A 19,069-nucleotide genomic window follows, 5' to 3' on the forward strand; every position below is an offset into this window, starting at 1 on the left:
AAATGAATTGTCAGCTTAATAAAAAATCGTCGAGGCAACTAAGTTACAATCTATTTATTAAGTCCTTATTAATCTATAATAGAAAGAACTTCATAAAAAAAGCAGACATTGCACCTAATGTCATTTTATAATTTAAATGACATTAGGCATCATGGCTGCTTTTTTTATTATAACATTAATATTTATTTAAAATAGCATCTTATTTAAATACTTTTATACGTTCTTCTAGTGGAGAGAATTGCTTTTCATCTGGCTTTGCTGTTGGTTTTCCAAATGGCATTTGTCCAATAAGCTTCCAATTTTCAGGTATGCTCCATTCTTTCTTCACATCATTTTCAATAAGTTCATTATAATGTTGTAATGATGCTCCAAATCCTTCAATTTCTAATGCAGTCCAAATAACAAATTGATGCATTCCACTTGTTTGCTGTGACCATATTGGAAAATTATCTTTATATAGTGCAAATTGCTTTTGTAATGATTCTATTACACTATTATCTTCAAAATATAAAACAGTACCATATCCATTCTTAAATGAATTTATTTTATCTTCAGTAGAACTAAAATTATCAGCTGGTACAATCTTTCTCAAAGCTTCCATTGTAATATCCCATAATTTATCGTGCTCTTTTCCAAGTAATAAAACTATCCGTGTACTTTGTGAGTTAAATGCTGATGGAGTATGTTTCACAGCATGTTCTATAATCTCCTTAATTTTGTCGTCTGATACAACAGCCTCCTTACTAATTCCATAAAATGAACGTCTATCTGCTACAGCAGTAAAAAAATCTTTTGACATTGATTATTCCTCCTAGTTTTTCTAAATTATTATTTATGTATTTTTTAATCTTCATATTTTTTATATTATTTTCTCTACTTATTTCTAAAATTAAAAATTAGGTATTTTATTTCTGTTTATCAAGTTCTAATGAATAAATATTAACATCCAAATTTATTTTTATTAATGCATGTCCATTTTCACTTGAAGGAATATGAAGTTATTTATTTTATCTATCATTCAGAAATAATTTTTATAAAGCTTCTTACTTTTTGTAAGTAACTTTAAATATATTATCATACATTAATTTAAATTAGTCAAGAGTTTTTTTATAATTGTTTTTTCTATATTAAAGTTTATTATTTTTAATATTAATATAACTTTAAAGTATTTAACAAAGTTATATTTGAATTTCCTTTCTAATCTTAAAAGCCTTTGTCTGTATTATATTTATGTGATTATACTAATAAAAATTAAAGAACCTCTTATTATAATTAACAAGAGGTTCTTTCTTTATGCGTTTTGTATTTTATAATTAGGTCCATTTTTCTGCCCACTTTTGAATTTCATCCATGACATTTTCAAGCTCTAAACCCTTTTCTGTTAGTTCATATTCTATACGAACTGGAGTTTCAGGATAAACTTTTCTTACAATAATCCCTTCCTTGTCTAGTTCTTTCAATCTTTCTGTAAGCATTCGAGAACTCATATTAGGAATTGCTTCTTCTATATCTGAAAATCTATGTTGTCCATTCAATATTGTTCTTATAATTAATCCGGTCCATCTCTTCCCTAATAATTCAAAGGCGCTTTCAAATTTTGGACACATATGATATTTTTCTATATCTCTCACCACCTTATGCAATGTTATTTTATCATACTTACTTTACAATAGTAAGTACCTTATGTCATTATTTATAGTATTTATTTTATTAAAAATCACTTTAAATTAACTTTTTAATAAGATAAATTAATCCATTTGCAAGAGTTTCTCCCCAGTAAAGATGATCATGTCCACTGCCAAATTCCTCAAATTTAACTTTATATCCATGGTTAATAAGATTATCTTTAAATGCTTTATTGGTATCTTTCATAGATACTTTTGGTTCAATAGCACCTACATTTATATAAAATTTTAATGGCAGTTTTTCTTTTTTATTAACTTCATGATTTATCCATGTGCATTCATCATCACCATATTCTTTTCTCTTATACCAGTATGAACCAGACTGAGACAATACATTTCCAAATATATCTGAATATCTAAGACCTATGTATGATGCTGCAAGTCCACCAAGACTATATCCACCGATAATATTTTTATTTGGATTATCTGATACATTATAGTTTTCTTTAATATAAGAAATAAGTTCCTTTCCTATAAAATCTGTAAATTCATCACTACACTGAAGATTTTCTGTTCTATCCTTTGTTGACTCAACAAATACAGTTATAATCTTTGGTATCTTCTCGCTTCCCATAAGATTATCAAGAACATTTAATGCATTAAGCTCATTTATATATTCAAAGCCATCATTTAATACAAGCATTCCATAAGGATCACAATTTTCATTATATCCATATGGCATATATACACTTAATTTTCTTTCTTCTTTTAAAATATCGCTATAAATTACATGTTCACATAAATTTCCGCTTTTATAATTATTATTTTTTTGTATATATACTCTTGGGGCTGCATCTTCAAGAGCTACATAAGGCACTAAGCGTACATTTCCACTTAATTTATCTATATGTTTAATTTTATTATTATTAAATTCATCGCCTTGTACATTTCTCCATCTTCTGTTCCAATCATTATCAAGAGGATCATTTATTGAAAACTGATAAGTAAAGCTTATATCTTTTCTTACAATATAAGAAATATACCATAAATTTGTCTTATCTAATTTTTCTAATATACAGTTTTCAAGCTTTCTCATTCCAACAGGCGGTATTAAAACTACATTATGAAGTGGCTTTTTTTCTTTATATATTATTGTTACAAGTTTATTATAATCATCATTTTCTATATCCTCTATTAAAGGAGCTCCCTGCTTTTCTATATCACCCCAAAATACATCAACTGCATTTTTGTGCCCTTCTTTTATCATTTTTTCTAACTGTGCGATCTTTTTATTTTTAAGATATGTTCTCTCCATTTTATCACCTCACATTTATATAGCTTTTCAGTTAAGCCTTATAAACTATAGATTTTTCCCATATATTATTTTAAGTAAATCTCTCAGATGTACAGCTTCGCATAAGTCTACATATCCTTCTTTCAATATTATTCTAATGAGCGTATGCCATTGAGATTGACATAATACTTGTATATTATTTTTAAGATATTTTTTAAGTAAGACTTTCAAATTTACAGCCGCAATAATACTATATATTCTTTTTTCATATATTATTAAAAAAACACAAGCATATTTACAACTTTTCAAAAAACTAAATATTCTTTTTCTCTAGAACTTTAAGTGCATTTTCAAGCATTGATGCTGTTACTTTATATGGATAATGTTTTACATCTGACATTTCTGGAATCTTATCTATTATTTCATTAAACTGCTCTCTTGAAATTCCTATATCCTGAAGCTTTACAGGCAGACCAATCTTTTTGTTAAACTCATATATCTTTTCAAAATCGCGTATTGCATTATCACATAATAAAAGTATAAGTACTCCAAAAGCTACCACTTCCCCATGAAGGTGATTTTTTTCTATTTCTTCAAATTGTGTAAGTGCATAAAATACTGCATGTGCAAGTCCACTATTGTAGTCAGGAGTATGATCACGTGTTAAAAATATTGATACTATAGCTGTAGTAACTATAATTACCAAAGCTGTCTGTTCAAGTTCATATGAACATATTTTCTTTTCATTATCTTCTAGAGCTTTTTCTCCATAGATAATTAGAGGATGCAAACACATATGACTCATTCCTACTCCAAGTGATTTAAAGTGCTCAAGTTCTTCTTCTCTTGCTGAAATTGTACTTTCATAATATTTTGAGTATGTATCTCCAATACCTGCCCACATATATTTTTCTGGAGCATTTGTTAATATTTCAGTATCTATAAATGTATGTACAGCAGGACGTAAGAAAAAGTATGGTTCTTTAAAAGTTCCATCATTGTTGTACATTATAGAAACTGTTGTACATGCTGCACAGTTAGATGCTATAGTTGGGAATGTAAATACTTTTTTGTTTATTTTCTGACCTAAGCATTTACATGTATCAAGTGCCTTTCCTCCTCCAACTGCAAAAATATAATCACATTTTTTAACTGCATCATTTTCACTTAATAAAGATACATTGTCATATGTACAATCATTTCCAAACCATACAAAATCCAAAATTTCAATTTTAGCTTCTTCTGCTGCTTTAATTAGCTTATCCTTTGCAGCGTTCATTCCTTTGTGGCCACCTATTACAACTGCCTTTTCTCCATATTCAAGACATATGTCCTTTATTTTGCTGTAAACATCATTGCCAATGCAATAGCTTGGTAAAAATAAATCATAATTTTCCATATATAACACCCCTAAATTTCTTATTGCTTTCTCATTGTAATGTTTTCTTTTATTATACCATTTAAGTATTTGTTTCTAAACTGTTCATAATATTTAATAATTTCTTTGTTACATTAATATCCATATAAACATTATCTATATTGAACTGTATCATGTTGAAATATATTTATATTTCATATTTCCAAATTAAAAAATTGAAAATAATGAAACTATATATGTTGCAATAATAAAACTTCATTTAAAATGTTTATAGGCTAAGTAAATACCAACATACAAAATGTAGAAAAGTAATTGCAACATATATAAAATAAAAAAGTCTTAGATTATTCTAAGACTTTTTTAAACGGCATTTTTCAGGATGTGACTGCCAACATTCTATAGTTACCTTATATATCACTTAAATCTTCACCGTTAGTTGCAATTACTCTTTTATACCAGTCAAAAGATTTCTTTTTAGATCTTTCAAGTGTTCCAGATCCATCGTTATTTTTATCTACATAGATAAATCCATAACGTTTTTTCATTTCTCCAGTACCTGCTGATACAAGGTCAATACATCCCCAAGGAGTATATCCTATAAGATCAACACCATCTTCTTCAACTGCATCTTTCATTGCTTCAATGTGATTTCTGAAATATTCTATTCTTGGTTGGTCATCAACTGTTCCATCTTCTTTTTTAACATCAATTGCACCAAATCCATTTTCAACAATAAACATTGGTAATTGATATCTATCATAGAACCAGTTTAATGAATATCTAAGTCCTAGCGGATCAATTTGCCATCCCCAGTCACTTGCTTTAACATATTCATTTCTTACTAAATCTCTTGTTTCATCATAATCAAAATGTATATTATTTTCATTATGTTTAGTTGCAAATGACATATAATAACTAAATCCTATATAATCTACGCATCCTTCTAATAGAGCTTTTTTATCTTCAGCTGTTATATCAAGTTCATATCCTTTTCTTTCAAAGAATTTATCCATATATTTAGGATAAGCTCCTCTTACATGAACATCTGTGAACCAATAACGTTTATGCATTGCACTCATTGCCATAAATATATCTTCTGGTTTGCATGTTACAGGATATATAGGACACATTGCAATCATACATCCAATTTGCATATCTGGATTTATTTCATGACCAATCTTTACAGCTATTGCACTTGCAACAAGCTCATAATGAGCTGCTTGATACATTATTTTTTCACGATTTTCTCCATCTTTATACTTAATTCCTGAGTTTGTAAATGGTGCAAAATCCTCTGCATAGTTAGCTTGATTATTTATTTCATTAAATGTCATCCAGTACTTAACTTTATTTTTGTATCTTTCAAAACAAACTTTTGCAAAGTTTACAAAGAAATCAATACATTTTCTATTTCTAAAGCCACCATATTCTGTTACTAAATGATATGGAAGCTCAAAATGTGATAATGTTACTACAGGTTGAATTCCATATTTTAAGCATTCATCGAATAAGTCATCATAGAATTTTAATCCTTCTTCATTTGGAGTTTCTTCATCTCCATTTGGGAAAATACGAGTCCATGCTATACTTGTTCTAAAGCACTTAAAGCCCATTTCTGCAAATAGTGCTATATCTTCTTTATATCTATGATAAAAATCGATTGCTTCATGATTTGGATAGTTTAATCCTTCGATTACTCCATCTGTTATTTCTCTTTTTGTATTAACTGAACCAGCTGTCATTACATCTGCAACGCTGATACCTTTTCCGCCTTCTTTCCATCCACCTTCGAGTTGGTGAGCTGCAACTGCTCCACCCCATAAAAAGTCTTTTCTTAGTGCCATTATAGCCACATCCCTTTCTTCATAAAAAATAATTATCTAAGTGTTTTTATAATAATTATGGAAAACTTAAAAATTTACTATATCTTTTTTTATTATATAATTACAAATTTCTTTTCTACATTTATAATTTTAAAACATTTACTTTTATTTGTTAAGATTTTATGAGTAAAATAAAAATAGTTATAACTTCTGTAATTTGTTACTTGTATGTAACACCTTGTAACATATTGAATTTCTATAAACAGATGTGAACTATAATTAAAACTTATATAAATAATATTTCCTAACCAACAAAATCTTAAAAGCACTTAGATTCTTGAAACGCCACATTTATAGTAACAGCTTTATTATTTAGATTGTTCACTATAATTAAGCTTATCATTTCACTAAGTGCTTAATTAAGAATTGCATCAGTCAGTTAACTTCTGTTATCACCTGCTGTTGTAATTCCTATAATTAATATTAAGAATTATATAGATTAGTTTACTATTATCATATTAAGAATTATATGCGTTAGTTAACTCCTACCATATGGCAAGCCACCTTTCTTCCATTAATATCTTTTAATATAGGTTCTTCCTTTGAGCATATATCTTTACAATATGGGCACCTTGTATGGAATCTACATCCTTCTGGAGGATTTACTGGACTTGGTATTTCACCTTGAAGTACCTCTTTTTCAGTACTTCTAAGCTTTGGATCTGGCTTTGGAACGGCAGAAATCAAAAATTTTGTGTATGGATGAAGTGGATTTTCAAATATCTTTTCTGTTTCTCCTACTTCGCATATTTTACCTAAAAACATAACACAAACTCTATCTGAAATATATCTTACAACACTAAGATCATGTGATATAAACAAATATGTAAGATTATATTCCTTTTGTAGTTTATTAAGAAGATTAATTATTTGAGATTGAATTGATACATCAAGTGCAGATACGGGTTCATCACAGATTATAAGCTTTGGCTTTAAAGCTAACGCTCTTGCAATTCCTATTCTTTGTCTTTGCCCTCCGCTAAACTGATGAGGATATCTGTTTAAAGATTCTTGTCTTATTCCAACTTCTCTCATTAATTCATTTATCCTCTTAAGCATATCTTCCTTATTTTTATACATCTTATGAGTAATTAAAGGTTCTGCTATAATCTGCTTAACAGTCATTCTTGGGTTTAAAGAAGCATATGGATCTTGAAATATGAGCTGCATTTTCTTTCTTATATCTCTAAGCTGTGCTGGCTTTAAATCATATAAATTGCATCCATCAAATTCTACTTTTCCATTTGTTGGTTCGATTAATCTTATTAAAAGTCTTCCGAGTGTGCTTTTCCCACATCCTGACTCTCCAACAAGAGCAAATGTTTCACCTTTATATATTTCAAGATTTATATTTGACACAGCATGTACAACACCATTACTTTTTTTATAACCCGAAGATGATATATTAAATTCTTTTACAAGATCAGTTGCTTTTAACAATATTTCCTTACTCATTGTACTACCTCCTTTTCATAAAGGAAGCATCTTGTATAATGTCCTTCTTCAACTTTATATAATTCTGGTTCCTCTTCAAAGCATCTTGATATAGCTTTATCGCATCTTGGACAAAAGAGGCATCCTTTTGGAAGTTTCAATAAATTAGGCACCATACCTCTAATACTATATAAATTATCCTTATGGCTATCTATTCTAGGCATTGATTTCATTAATCCTTCAGTATATGGATGACTTATATTATCAAATAATTCAAATACATCTGCCTGTTCCATGACTTTTCCAGCATACATTACATATACGTAGTCACAAATTTCTGCAACTATTCCTAAATTATGAGTTATCATAAGTATGGATGTTCCATTTTCTTTTTGGAGCTTTTTCATAAGCTTCAGTATTTGAGCTTCAATTGTAACATCTAATGCAGTTGTAGGTTCATCTGCTATAAGAAGTTTAGGCTTACATATCATTGCCATTCCTATAACAACTCTTTGCCTAAGTCCTCCAGATAATTGATGTGGATAACTATTATACCTTTTTTCTGGTTCTGGAATTCCTACTTCTTTAAATATTTCAATAACTCTTTTCTTTGCTTCTTCTTTACTTACATTCTCATGAAGTAATATTGCTTCTCTTACTTGCTTTCCAATAGTATATACAGGATTAAGTGAGGTCATTGGTTCTTGAAATATGAATCCGATCTCATTTCCACGTATTTTTTGCAATTCTTTTTTACTAAGATCTATGAGTTTCTTATCTTCAAGTTCTATACTTCCGTCCACTATCTTCCCCGGCTTTTTTATTAAATTAATTATGGACATTGCAGTCATACTCTTTCCACAGCCTGATTCACCAACAACACCTATAATCTTTCCTTTTGGAACTTCTATATTGACACCATCAACTGCCGGCACAACTCCTTTTCTTGTAAAAAAATGTGTCTTTAAATTATATATAGATAATAACTTTTCATCTTCCATGAAATTCACCTCCTATAACTACTCCTTTAAATATGGATCTATGGCATCTCTTAAACCATCACCTAAGAAATTAAATGCTAAAACTATTACTAAAATTGCAATCCCAGGTGCTATTGAAATCCAAGGATCTGTAAATAAATATTGCTTTCCTCTAACCACCATGAGTCCCCAGCTTGTTGAAGGTGGCTGTGCTCCAATTCCAAGGAAGCTTAAGCTTGACTCAGATAAAATTGATGCTGGAACATTTAATGTAAATAAGACTATTAATGAAGAAATACAATTTGGAAGAATATGCTTGAACATTATAACTGATTTTTTTACTCCAATTGATATTGCAGCTTCCACAAATTCCTTCTCTTTAAGTGCTAAAGTCTGTGATCTTACAATCCTTGCTGTTCCTGCCCAATTTACGAGACTAAGTGCAATGAAAATGTTTATAAGACTAGCTCCTAATGTATACATTACTACCATAGCTAATAATAATGATGGAAATGCTAGCATTATATCTGCAAATCTCATAATAATAAAATCAACTTTTTTACCAAGAAAACCTGCCATAAGGCCAAGTATAGTTCCAATAACCATTGATATTACAGTTGGTACAATTCCTATAACAAGTGATATTCTTGCACCATATATAAGTCTGCTTAAAACATCACGTCCAAGTTCATCTGTACCAAGAAGATGAGTTGAACAAGGTGCAATTAATCTGTCTTTTAATACTTGTGCATTAGGATCATATGGCGAAAAAATTGGAGCAAGTATTGCTACTATACATATTGCCAATATTATAAATGCTGAAAATACTGCTAACTTGTTATTTCTAATCATACTTTTTATTTTATCTAAAGCTGTATCACTATCTTCTATGTCTGTTTCTATATCTTCTTCAAATTCGTTATGAACAAATTCTTCTAATTCTTCTCTTAACTTTGCTTCACTCATATTTTCACCTACTCACATCTAATTCTTGGATCAATTACTGAATATAAGATATCTGCTACCAAATTACCACCAATTATAAGTACTGTTGTAAAAAGCACTGTACCTTGAAGCAGAGGCATGTCTCTGTTTGAAATTGCATCAACAGCAAGTCTTCCTATACCTGGAATAGAAAAAATACTTTCTGTAATTACAGCTCCAGATAATAAACTAGAAATTTGTATAGCCATCATTGTTACAACTGGAAGCAATGCATTTTTCAAGGCATGACCTACAACAACTATACTTTCAGAGGCACCCTTAGCTCTAGCAGTCCTTATAAAATCATTTTGCATTATTTCTAAAAGACTTGATCTTGTAAGTCTTGCTATGGTACCTGCTGAGCTCCAACCAAGAACTATTGCCGGCAAAGCAAGATGCATCCAAGTTTTATATCCTGATACTGGAAATACTTTTAGCTTGTATGCAAAAACATATTGAAGTAATAATGCTCCCCAAAATACTGGCATAGATACACCAAATAATGAAACTGACATAAATAATCTATCTATAATTGTATTTTGTTTTATTGCTGATATTATTCCTGCTGGTATTCCTACTATCCATGCTATTACTGCAGCAAATAATGCAAGTTTAACTGTATTAGGAAATGCATCTTTTATTAAATCTGTAACATCTCTCTTTAGTTTATACGACATACCTAAATCACCTTGAATTGCATTTATAATATATTTGAAAAACCTTACAATTACAGGGTCATCAAGTCCCATTCTCACTCTAAACTGTTCAATAAGATCAGGCTTTATATGCTCTCCCATCATTAATGTTATTGGATCACCTGGAACAACATTTAGCATTATAAAAATTATAAAGATAACTCCAATTAATACTGGTATGGAAATTAAAATTCTTTTTAATATATATTTGCTCAAATTGCTTCCCCCCTTAGCTTTTTTGATTTACATTGTTGTTATTTTAAAAAAGTGGGATATTTCAAAATGAAATACCCCTGATACATTAACTTAATACTATTCTTCTATATACATATCATGATACATATTTCCAGACCAACCATTCCACAATATCTTATAATTTTTAACTCTTGGATTAACTACAAATAAATGTTGTTTTGAATATAGTGGAACCCATGCTGCATCTTCTTGAATAATTTTCTTTTCAAGATCTTGATATAACTTAATTCTTTCATCCTCATTAACAATAGTCCTTGCTTTTACTACTTCATTTGAAGCTTCTCCATTATTATAGTTAAAAGATCTCTTTACAGTATTTGTTGGTGCAAAAAATGTATAAATAAAGTTATCTGGATCATTAAAATCGGCTGACCAGTTTGTAACATATGAACCTAATTTGCCTTCCGCTCTTGTTGAAAACCAAGTTGCTTCATCAACAACATTAATGTTAACTTTAATTCCTATTTGAGCAAGCATTGATTGAATTAATTCATAAGTTTGAACTGTAGAATCAACACTTTCTGAATCTTGGCTTATTTCCATCTCAAATCCATTAGGATATCCTGCTTCTTTTAATAATTCTTTAGCTTTTTCCGGATTATATTCTATCACTGGAAGATTTTTATTATATCCAATTAATCCTGGTGGGAATATACCTGATTGTACGGTTCCCTTCCCACTATAAACTGTATCTAAAATAGCCTGTCTGTCTATTCCCATTTGAATTGCTTTTCTTACACGCACATCATTAAGTGGTTCAATATTTTCATTAAGGCTCATATAATAAATACCAACCTTATCTCTGCTTACTATCCAATTTTTGTACTTATCACTATATAAGAAATATTTAATTTGCTGTGGTGCAGTATCTAAATCAAGTTCATCTAATTCACCTGATTCAAACATCATTCTTAATGTTTCTGGATCTTTTACAACCTTGAATGAAATTCTATCTAGCTTAGGTCTTTCATTCCAATAATCATCAAAGGCAACAAGCTGCTCTTCACTGTTTAATACCCAGCTGTCAAACTTGAAAGGGCCAGTTCCTACAGTAAGTTCTGGCTTAATTCCAAAATCTGCACCTGCTTCTTCTGTTGCTTTTCTATTATAAATTGATACCCCTGGTGTAGAAAGATTTGCTAAAAATGGAGCAAACGGCTCGTCTAATGTCATTTTAACTGTGTAATCATCAACAACTTCTAATCCTTTTAATGAATCTGCCTTACCATCCATCATGTCTTGTGCTCCGCTTATTGCATCAATAAAATCTTGATTTAGTGCTTCTGTTTCAGGCTTTAGCATTCTTTCAAATGTATATTTAACATCATCTGCTTTAAATTCTTCTCCATTATGGAACTTTACACCTTTTCTTAAATGAAATGTATATGTAAGTCCATCTTCTGAAATATCCCAGCTTTCTGCTAAACTTGGAACAATTTTAGTTTCCCCATTCTCATCTAGTTTTACTTCTACAAGTCTATCAAAAATGTTCATTGGAATTGTATAATCCTCAGTAGTTTTTTGAACATCAGCAGTTTGAATTTCTTCATTGGTTGCAAGCCTTAATGTGTTACTTGTATCATCTGATGAAGCTGAACTTGAACTGCTTTTATCTCCACCTCCACATCCTGTTAATATTAACGTGACTGTTAACACCGCTGCCACTAACGACCCAATTGATTTTTTCATAAAGTATATTCCCCCTTCAAATAGATATAATATTTTTTATAATAATAAAAAAAGGTGCATTTTTATATAAAAATGCACCTTTGCTTTCATATTTTGTAATATATGTCTAGTATACCATTTTTTACGCTTTAAGTAAATCATTTAGATAAAATTTATTCATAATACTATTCATTTTCTATTCGTCTTAATTTTAAAATCATAAATTATCTTAAATTTTAATTTGATTTTTTATAAGATAATATAATCGCCTTATAAACATTAGGACTTGCTCTTAATATACTTAAGAGTAAGTCCTTTACGTCAAACTTTCATTATTTACATAAACTAATTATAGCTTGTGTAAATATATTTCCATTTAACATTAATTTATCAATAACATCAAATTCATCATTCATAGCACATCCACAGCTTTTGCCAAAAGACTGTAATTATTTCATAGATTCCATAACGCTATCTACAAGTATATCCATATCTGTAATATTATCTTCTTTCATAGAAGATACAAGCGTAACTTTATCATCTAAAACAGTCATATCTCTCATTCCTTCTAAAAATTCACGCATTAAATTTCCAGACCTACATGCCCATGATCCATTTTCAATTATTGCAAAAGTTCTATTTTGAAGATTTAAAGCTTTCATATCCATAAGATAATTATGCATTGGTGGGTAAATACCAAGATTATATGTTACAGAAGCTAAAACAACATGACTAACTCTAAATGTCTCAGAAATTAAATTAGATACATGTGTACTTGAAACATCATACATAACTACATTTTTAATTCCCTTTTCTACAAACTTAGTAGCTAAAGACTCAACTGCACTCTCAGTATTACCATACATTGAAGCATAAACTATCATTACGCCTTTTTCTTCTGGTTCATATTTACTCCATTTATCATATTTATCAAGGAAATATCCAAGATTTGTTCTCCAAACCGGCCCATGTAATGGACAAATCATCTTAATATCAATTCCACTTGCTTTCTTTAATAATGATTGAACATGAGGACCGTATTTACCAACAATGTTAGTATAATACCTTCTAGCATCATCAATCCAATCACGCTCAAAATCAACTTCATCATTAAATAGCTTTCCATCTAATGCTCCAAAAGATCCAAAGGCATCAGCTGAAAAAAGAACTCCATTTGTATTATCAAATGTAACCATAGCTTCTGGCCAATGTACCATTGGTGCAGCTATAAATGTTACTTCGTGCTTTCCAAAAGATTTTGTGTCACCTTCTGAAACTTCTTCAATCCTTCCGTCAATATTAAATCCAAATTGTCTCATTAGCATAAAAGATTTTTCAGTACTTATAATCTTAACATCCGGATAACGTAATATTATTTCTTCAATCGAAGCTCCATGATCAGGCTCCATATGATTTATTACTAAATAATCTAAATTTCTACCATTAAGAACAGCTTGTACATTCTCTAAAAATTGTCTACCAATTGACCAATCAACAGTATCAAATAGTACAGTCTTCTCATCTAATAGTAAATATGAGTTATATGAAACACCCCTTGGAATTGGATGAATATTTTCAAAAAGAGCTAGACGCCTATCATTACCGCCTACCCAATAAAGGTCTTCGGTTACTTTCCTAACACAAAACATTACTTATTCCTCCTTTTTACTATAAAACATTTAAAATTTTTGCTAAAAATATTAGACCTCTATAAAATTATCTTTTTCTTCACCACAATCTGGACATATCCATTCTTCTGGAAGATCTTTAAATAGAGTTCCACTAGCTATTTCATTTTCTACATCACCTACAGCTGGATCATATTCATATCCACAGCCATTACAAACATATCTCTTCCAATTAGAAGCTGTTTTTTTAGGGAGCTTTTTCTTCATTTTTTTCATAGGAGGAGCTTCCTTTTTAGGTTCTCCATTATCTAAAGAAGCTGTTAATATAGGCATTATCTCCATTATATCTCCAACAATACCATAATCCGCATTCTTAAAGATTGGAGCATTAGGATTATTATTAATAGCAACAATAGTTGTTGCTTCCTTTATTCCTTTTAAATGTTGACCGGCTCCTGATATTCCACAGGCAATATAAAGATTTCCATTAAACTTTTGTCCTGACATTCCAACATATCTATTTAAAGGTAAGTATTTTAAAGTCTCAGCAACAGGACGTGAAGAACCAATAGCTGCACCTGCCTGTATAGCTAGTGCTTTTGCAAGTTCCATATTTTTTTCTTCTCCAATTCCTTTTCCTACACTAACAACACGATCAGCCTTACTTATTGGAGTATTTATATCGATGCCAACAGTAAAATCATAACCATCTGTTTTTAGTGCTTCTACAAGGTTATAAACTTTTTCTTCTGCTGTCCCATCATTAAATATTATCTTCTTACGTGCACCAGTTAGTGGATCACGTGAAGTCTTTCTATCTCTACTCTCATTTTTAGGCATCTTTCCAATTATATGAGAAGCAATTACAACTCTTTGAATTTCATTTGTTCCCTCATAAATAGTACAAATTTTAGCATCACGATAAGCTCGTTCTACATCCATACCTTTAAGATAGCCATTTCCACCAAAAATTTGTAGTGCATCATTTACAACTTCTAAACAAATATCTGATGCATATTGTTTTGCCATAGCTGCTTCCATGGAATACGGTTCATGATTTTCTTTAAGTTCAGCTGCACTATAAACTAATAATCTAGCAGCCCTTATCTTTGTTGCCATATCAGCTAGTTTAAAAGAAATTGCTTGTTGCTGGCATATAGGTTTTCCAAACTGTATTCTCTCTTTTGAATATTCTAAAGCATTTTCATAAGCTCCCTCTGCTATACCTAAAGCCTGAGACGCAATCCCAATACGGCCACCATCAAGAGTCTTCATTGCTATTTTAAATCCTTGTCCTTCTTCACCTAATAAGTTTTCTTTAGGTACTTTTACATTATTAAATATTAATTCTGCAGTTGAAGAAGAACGAATTCCCATCTTATCATAATGATCACCAAAGGTGAATCCTTCCCATCCTTTTTCAACTATAAAAGCACTTATTCCTTTAACTCCTATATCTGGTGTTGTTACAGCAAATACAACATATGTATCGGCTTTATCTGCATTAGTTATAAAGATCTTTCCACCATTTAAAATATAATAATCGCCTTCTAGTACTGCAGTTGTCTCTGTTCCACCAGCATCACTACCCGCATTTGGCTCAGTTAACCCAAAAGCAGCAAGCTTCTCTCCTTTTGCTAGAGGAATCAGATATTTTTGCTTTTGCTCTTCTGTTCCATATGCAAAAATTGGGTAAGTCCCCAATGAAACATGGGCAGATAAAATTACACCTGTACCACCATCTACTCTAGAAAGTTCTTCTACAGCAATGGCATAACTAAGTACATCTAAACCTGCCCCACCATATTCCTTAGGATAAGGTGTTCCTAACACACCCATTTTGCCCAGTTTTTCAATTGCTTCTGTTGGAAATCTATTTTCCTTGTCCAACAAAAACGCCTGTGGCTTTACCTCTGACTCTGCAAATTCTCTAATTCTAGCACGAAAATCTTCGTGTTGTTCTGTGGTCTTAAAAAACATAATCTTACCTCCTTTAATTTTGTTTTTAATTAGATTTTTATAACTTCTATTATTAAAAACTTATAATAAAATATATGCTAATGAAAAAACATATTTATTATAATAATATAAGTAAATAATTAAGGTTTCCTCTAATCATGAGGAATGCCGTAATTGTTTACATTGTCTTTAATATCTTTTAACAATAATTATTATAAAACATAAAATATCATTTGTCAATAATTCCCGTAAATGAATTATATTTCATTAAAAATGTTTAAATATTCATATTAATATTTTTAGAAATCCTATATTAATAATAAAAACTACTCACTTCAATTTCATATATTATTTTTCTTTTTCAATAAAATCACTGTTAAAATAGGATTAATACTCATAGTAGACACATTTGAATAAATTTATAAATAAAAAGCCCTGAAAATTCAGGACTTAATTTTTTAAAAAGTTCTTCTTAAAGATAAAATCTATTAAGAAGAACTTTTTAATCTACTATATTTAATTATGCTAAAGAAAATAAAAAACTATACTCTTACTTATATTAAGAATTTTAATATAAATATAATTCCTATTATTACTGTAGTTATGCTAATCTCTTTTGCTTTTCCTGTAAATAACTTTAATACTATATATGAAACAACTCCAAATACAATACCATCAGATATGCTATAAGATAGAGGCATCATAATTATAGTTAAAAATGCCGGTATAGCTTCTGTAAAATCTGAAATATCTATTTCCTTTATTGGCTCAATCATAAATAATCCAACTAACACCAATGCAGAACAAGTAACTGCTGGCGTAATTGATGCAAATATTGGTGCAAAGAATAATGATAATACAAACATTACTGCAGTAGATACTGCGGTTAAACCTGTTCTTCCACCTTCTGCAACTCCTGATGCACTTTCAACAAATGTACTTACTGTACTAGTACCTACACATGCTCCAAATGTAGTTCCTACAGCATCTGCAAAAAGAGCTTTCTTTAAATTTGGAACTCTACCATCTTTATCTAACATCTTCGCCTTAGTCGCTACCCCAACTAAAGTTCCTATAGTATCAAACATGTCCATAAATAATAATGTAAATAAAACTATTACCATATCTAGAGAAAATATGTTATTCCACTGAAATTTTAATAAAATTGAGCTAATTGATGGCGGTGCACTTATAATACTAGTAGGAATTGGTGTAACTCCTAGAGGAATTCCTATTATAGCTGTAACAATCATTCCTATAAATAATGCTCCTTTAATATTTCTCACTAAAAGAATACCTGTAATTAGAATCCCTATAATTGCAAGTAATCCTGTTCCATTTGTTATATTTCCAAGAGTTAGTATTGTTGCACCATCTTCTGGATGAACTATAATACCAGCACCTTCAAGTCCTACTAATGAAATAAATAATCCAATACCTACTGAAATCGCTTTTTTAATATTTTCTGGTATTGAATCAACAATAGCTTCACGAACATCAAATAATGTTAATAAAATAAATATTATTCCTTCTAAAAATACTGCTGTTAAAGCAAATTCATACGAGTATCCCATCCCAAGAACTATTGTAAATGCAAAAAATGCATTTAGACCCATACCTGGGGCTTGAGCAAATGGTAATTTAGCATATATACCCATAATTAAAGTTGCAACTATTGCTGATAATGCCGTAGCTGTAAATACTGCACCTTTATCCATGCCTGCGGCTGATAATATAGATGGATTTACTATTAATATATACGCCATAGTCATAAAAGTAGTAATACCAGCTATAACTTCTGTTTTTAAATTTGTATTATTTTTCGTAAGTCCAAAATAATTATCTAGCTTTCCATCTTTTTTAAATAAATTTTTCATTTAATCACTCTTTCGTAAATCTTTTTTCTTCGCCCGAACTATAATAATACATTTTACGATATTTTTCAACTTTTTATGAATATTAATAGCTTGTTTATAATTTATTTTCGCTTTTTGTACTTAAAAAAACAATACAATACCCTTTATTTTAGAGTATTGTATTGCTTTAATCTAGATATAACTACTATCCAAGAAACTCTTCACAAGTTTCTATAATTCTAGGTTCTTTTTTAAATAAGAATTCACACTTGTTAATCCTCTTATCTTTGGATATGTATCGTGTCTTCTTTGAAGATATATATTTTCAGTTGGGAATGCTATAAAGTTTAATTTTGATTTTTTAAAATCTTCCTTAAGATTAAATGCATATGCATTATTTGCTAAGCCAAATGAACATGTATGACTAGCTGTTGTTAAGTGTCCAATTTCTTCTATATAAGAAATTGCAGACAATTATTATTTTAGAATGTAAATCTAGAACTGAAACTAAATAACACAACTCTATATCTTTACTTTAAGTATTAGGGATTCATAAAATTATATGCCGCCCCTATTAGACCAGCATCATTTTCATGCTTACACTTTTCTAATTTACATTCTACAAAGTGCCACCAAGGAATTTCTCTTAATGCAATCTCAATCTGATAAATTAAATCTGCTCTAGCACTAACGCCCCCACCAATTAAAATCTTTTCTGGATTTAATATTGATGAAAGATTAAATACCATTCTAGCTATATTTCCATACCATTCATTAATAATATTTTTTACATTTTTATCTGTTTCAGCTTCTTTGAAAATTTCATCACCTAAGACTTCAACAGTATTGTCAAGAATTTTATATTCTTTATACATATCTATAAGGGCTGTTATCGAAGAATTTTTACTCAGTATTTGATGTCCTTCCTTGTCCTTAGTAATCATATAACAAAACTCTCCGCCTTTAAATTGCTTTCCTCTTATAAGATTATTATTTAAATAGATTCCGCCACCTATCCCAGTTCCTATAGTTATGCATATAAAATCTTCACATTCCGTAGCATTTCCATTAAATTTTTCAGCTAAAGCAACACAATTTGCATCATTTTCTATTTTAACTTCTAAATTAGTTCTAGAAGCTAATTCATCCTGCAATTTGTAATTTTCTATAAATCTTAAATAACTACATGCTACTGGTATCCCTTCTTTGTTATTAATAAAGCCTGGCATACTAATTGATACACCTAAAATATCGCTATTATCTTTATATAGATTTACTATTTCACATAATTCATCAACAAAGTCTTCTGCACCACTTTTTACTGTTACTTTCTTATCCTTGCATAAAACTACACCTGCTTCATCTACAAGTCCATACTTTATAAAAGTACCGCCTATATCGATTGAAATTATCTTTTTCATATCTTCTTA

At 29.8% G+C, this 19,069-nt stretch carries 15 protein-coding genes; all 15 read right to left on the reverse strand.

What is annotated here, in order from left to right; genetic code table 11:
- Positions 1–199: 199 nt before the first annotated feature.
- The 15 genes from BN2920_RS12730 to BN2920_RS12800 all read right to left on the reverse strand — a co-directional run bounded on the left by BN2920_RS12730 (position 200) and on the right by BN2920_RS12800 (position 19,060).
- Positions 200–799, reverse strand: a complete 600-nt coding sequence (locus BN2920_RS12730; RefSeq protein WP_058295381.1) for a nitroreductase family protein — start codon at positions 797–799, stop codon at positions 200–202.
- A gap of 514 nt (positions 800–1,313) precedes the next feature.
- On the reverse strand, positions 1,314–1,622 hold the full coding sequence (locus BN2920_RS12735; RefSeq protein WP_058296914.1) for a winged helix-turn-helix transcriptional regulator: 309 nt from the start codon (positions 1,620–1,622) through the stop codon (positions 1,314–1,316).
- Between the two features lie 100 nt (positions 1,623–1,722).
- Positions 1,723–2,940, reverse strand: a complete 1,218-nt coding sequence (locus tag BN2920_RS12740; RefSeq protein ID WP_058295382.1) for an alpha/beta hydrolase — start codon at positions 2,938–2,940, stop codon at positions 1,723–1,725.
- 292 nt (positions 2,941–3,232) lie between these two features.
- Entirely contained in the window at positions 3,233–4,318 is a 1,086-nt protein-coding gene (locus BN2920_RS12745) for an iron-containing alcohol dehydrogenase family protein (protein WP_058295383.1), read from the reverse strand.
- Positions 4,319–4,704: 386 nt separating this feature from the next.
- Positions 4,705–6,141, reverse strand: a complete 1,437-nt coding sequence (locus BN2920_RS12750; protein ID WP_058295384.1) for a 6-phospho-beta-glucosidase — start codon at positions 6,139–6,141, stop codon at positions 4,705–4,707.
- 513 nt (positions 6,142–6,654) lie between these two features.
- A complete protein-coding gene (locus tag BN2920_RS12755) occupies positions 6,655–7,635 on the reverse strand; it encodes an ABC transporter ATP-binding protein (protein ID WP_058295385.1) in 981 nt (326 codons plus the stop codon).
- The gene (locus BN2920_RS12760) at positions 7,632–8,615 is read right to left on the reverse strand and encodes an ABC transporter ATP-binding protein (RefSeq protein ID WP_058295386.1); all 984 of its coding nucleotides are present in this window, start codon (positions 8,613–8,615) and stop codon (positions 7,632–7,634) included. The genes BN2920_RS12755 and BN2920_RS12760 overlap by 4 nt, the downstream gene beginning before the upstream one ends.
- Positions 8,616–8,633: 18 nt before the next feature.
- Entirely contained in the window at positions 8,634–9,560 is a 927-nt protein-coding gene (locus BN2920_RS12765) for an ABC transporter permease (RefSeq protein ID WP_083498780.1), read from the reverse strand.
- Between the two features lie 8 nt (positions 9,561–9,568).
- A complete protein-coding gene (locus BN2920_RS12770; RefSeq protein ID WP_058295387.1) occupies positions 9,569–10,489 on the reverse strand; it encodes an ABC transporter permease in 921 nt (306 codons plus the stop codon).
- A gap of 96 nt (positions 10,490–10,585) precedes the next feature.
- Positions 10,586–12,217 carry an ABC transporter substrate-binding protein gene (locus BN2920_RS12775; RefSeq protein ID WP_058295388.1) on the reverse strand — a complete coding sequence of 544 codons (1,632 nt, stop codon included), beginning with the start codon at positions 12,215–12,217 and terminating at the stop codon, positions 10,586–10,588.
- A gap of 428 nt (positions 12,218–12,645) precedes the next feature.
- Positions 12,646–13,845, reverse strand: a complete 1,200-nt coding sequence (locus BN2920_RS12780; RefSeq protein ID WP_058295389.1) for an FprA family A-type flavoprotein — start codon at positions 13,843–13,845, stop codon at positions 12,646–12,648.
- A 51-nt stretch (positions 13,846–13,896) separates the two neighbouring features.
- Positions 13,897–15,804: an acyl-CoA dehydrogenase family protein gene (locus tag BN2920_RS21025; protein WP_083498781.1), complete on the reverse strand. Its 1,908-nt coding sequence runs from the start codon at positions 15,802–15,804 to the stop codon at positions 13,897–13,899.
- A gap of 533 nt (positions 15,805–16,337) precedes the next feature.
- A complete protein-coding gene (locus BN2920_RS12790; RefSeq protein ID WP_058295390.1) occupies positions 16,338–17,660 on the reverse strand; it encodes an NCS2 family permease in 1,323 nt (440 codons plus the stop codon).
- Between the two features lie 210 nt (positions 17,661–17,870).
- Positions 17,871–18,113, reverse strand: coding sequence for a hypothetical protein (locus tag BN2920_RS12795; protein ID WP_058295391.1), 243 nt, complete (start codon positions 18,111–18,113; stop codon positions 17,871–17,873).
- Between the two features lie 68 nt (positions 18,114–18,181).
- Positions 18,182–19,060: an ROK family protein gene (locus BN2920_RS12800; protein WP_058295392.1), complete on the reverse strand. Its 879-nt coding sequence runs from the start codon at positions 19,058–19,060 to the stop codon at positions 18,182–18,184.
- Positions 19,061–19,069: the final 9 nt, after the last annotated feature.

It is taken from the genome of Clostridium neonatale, assembly GCF_001458595.1.
GTDB lineage: Bacteria > Bacillota > Clostridia > Clostridiales > Clostridiaceae > Clostridium > Clostridium neonatale.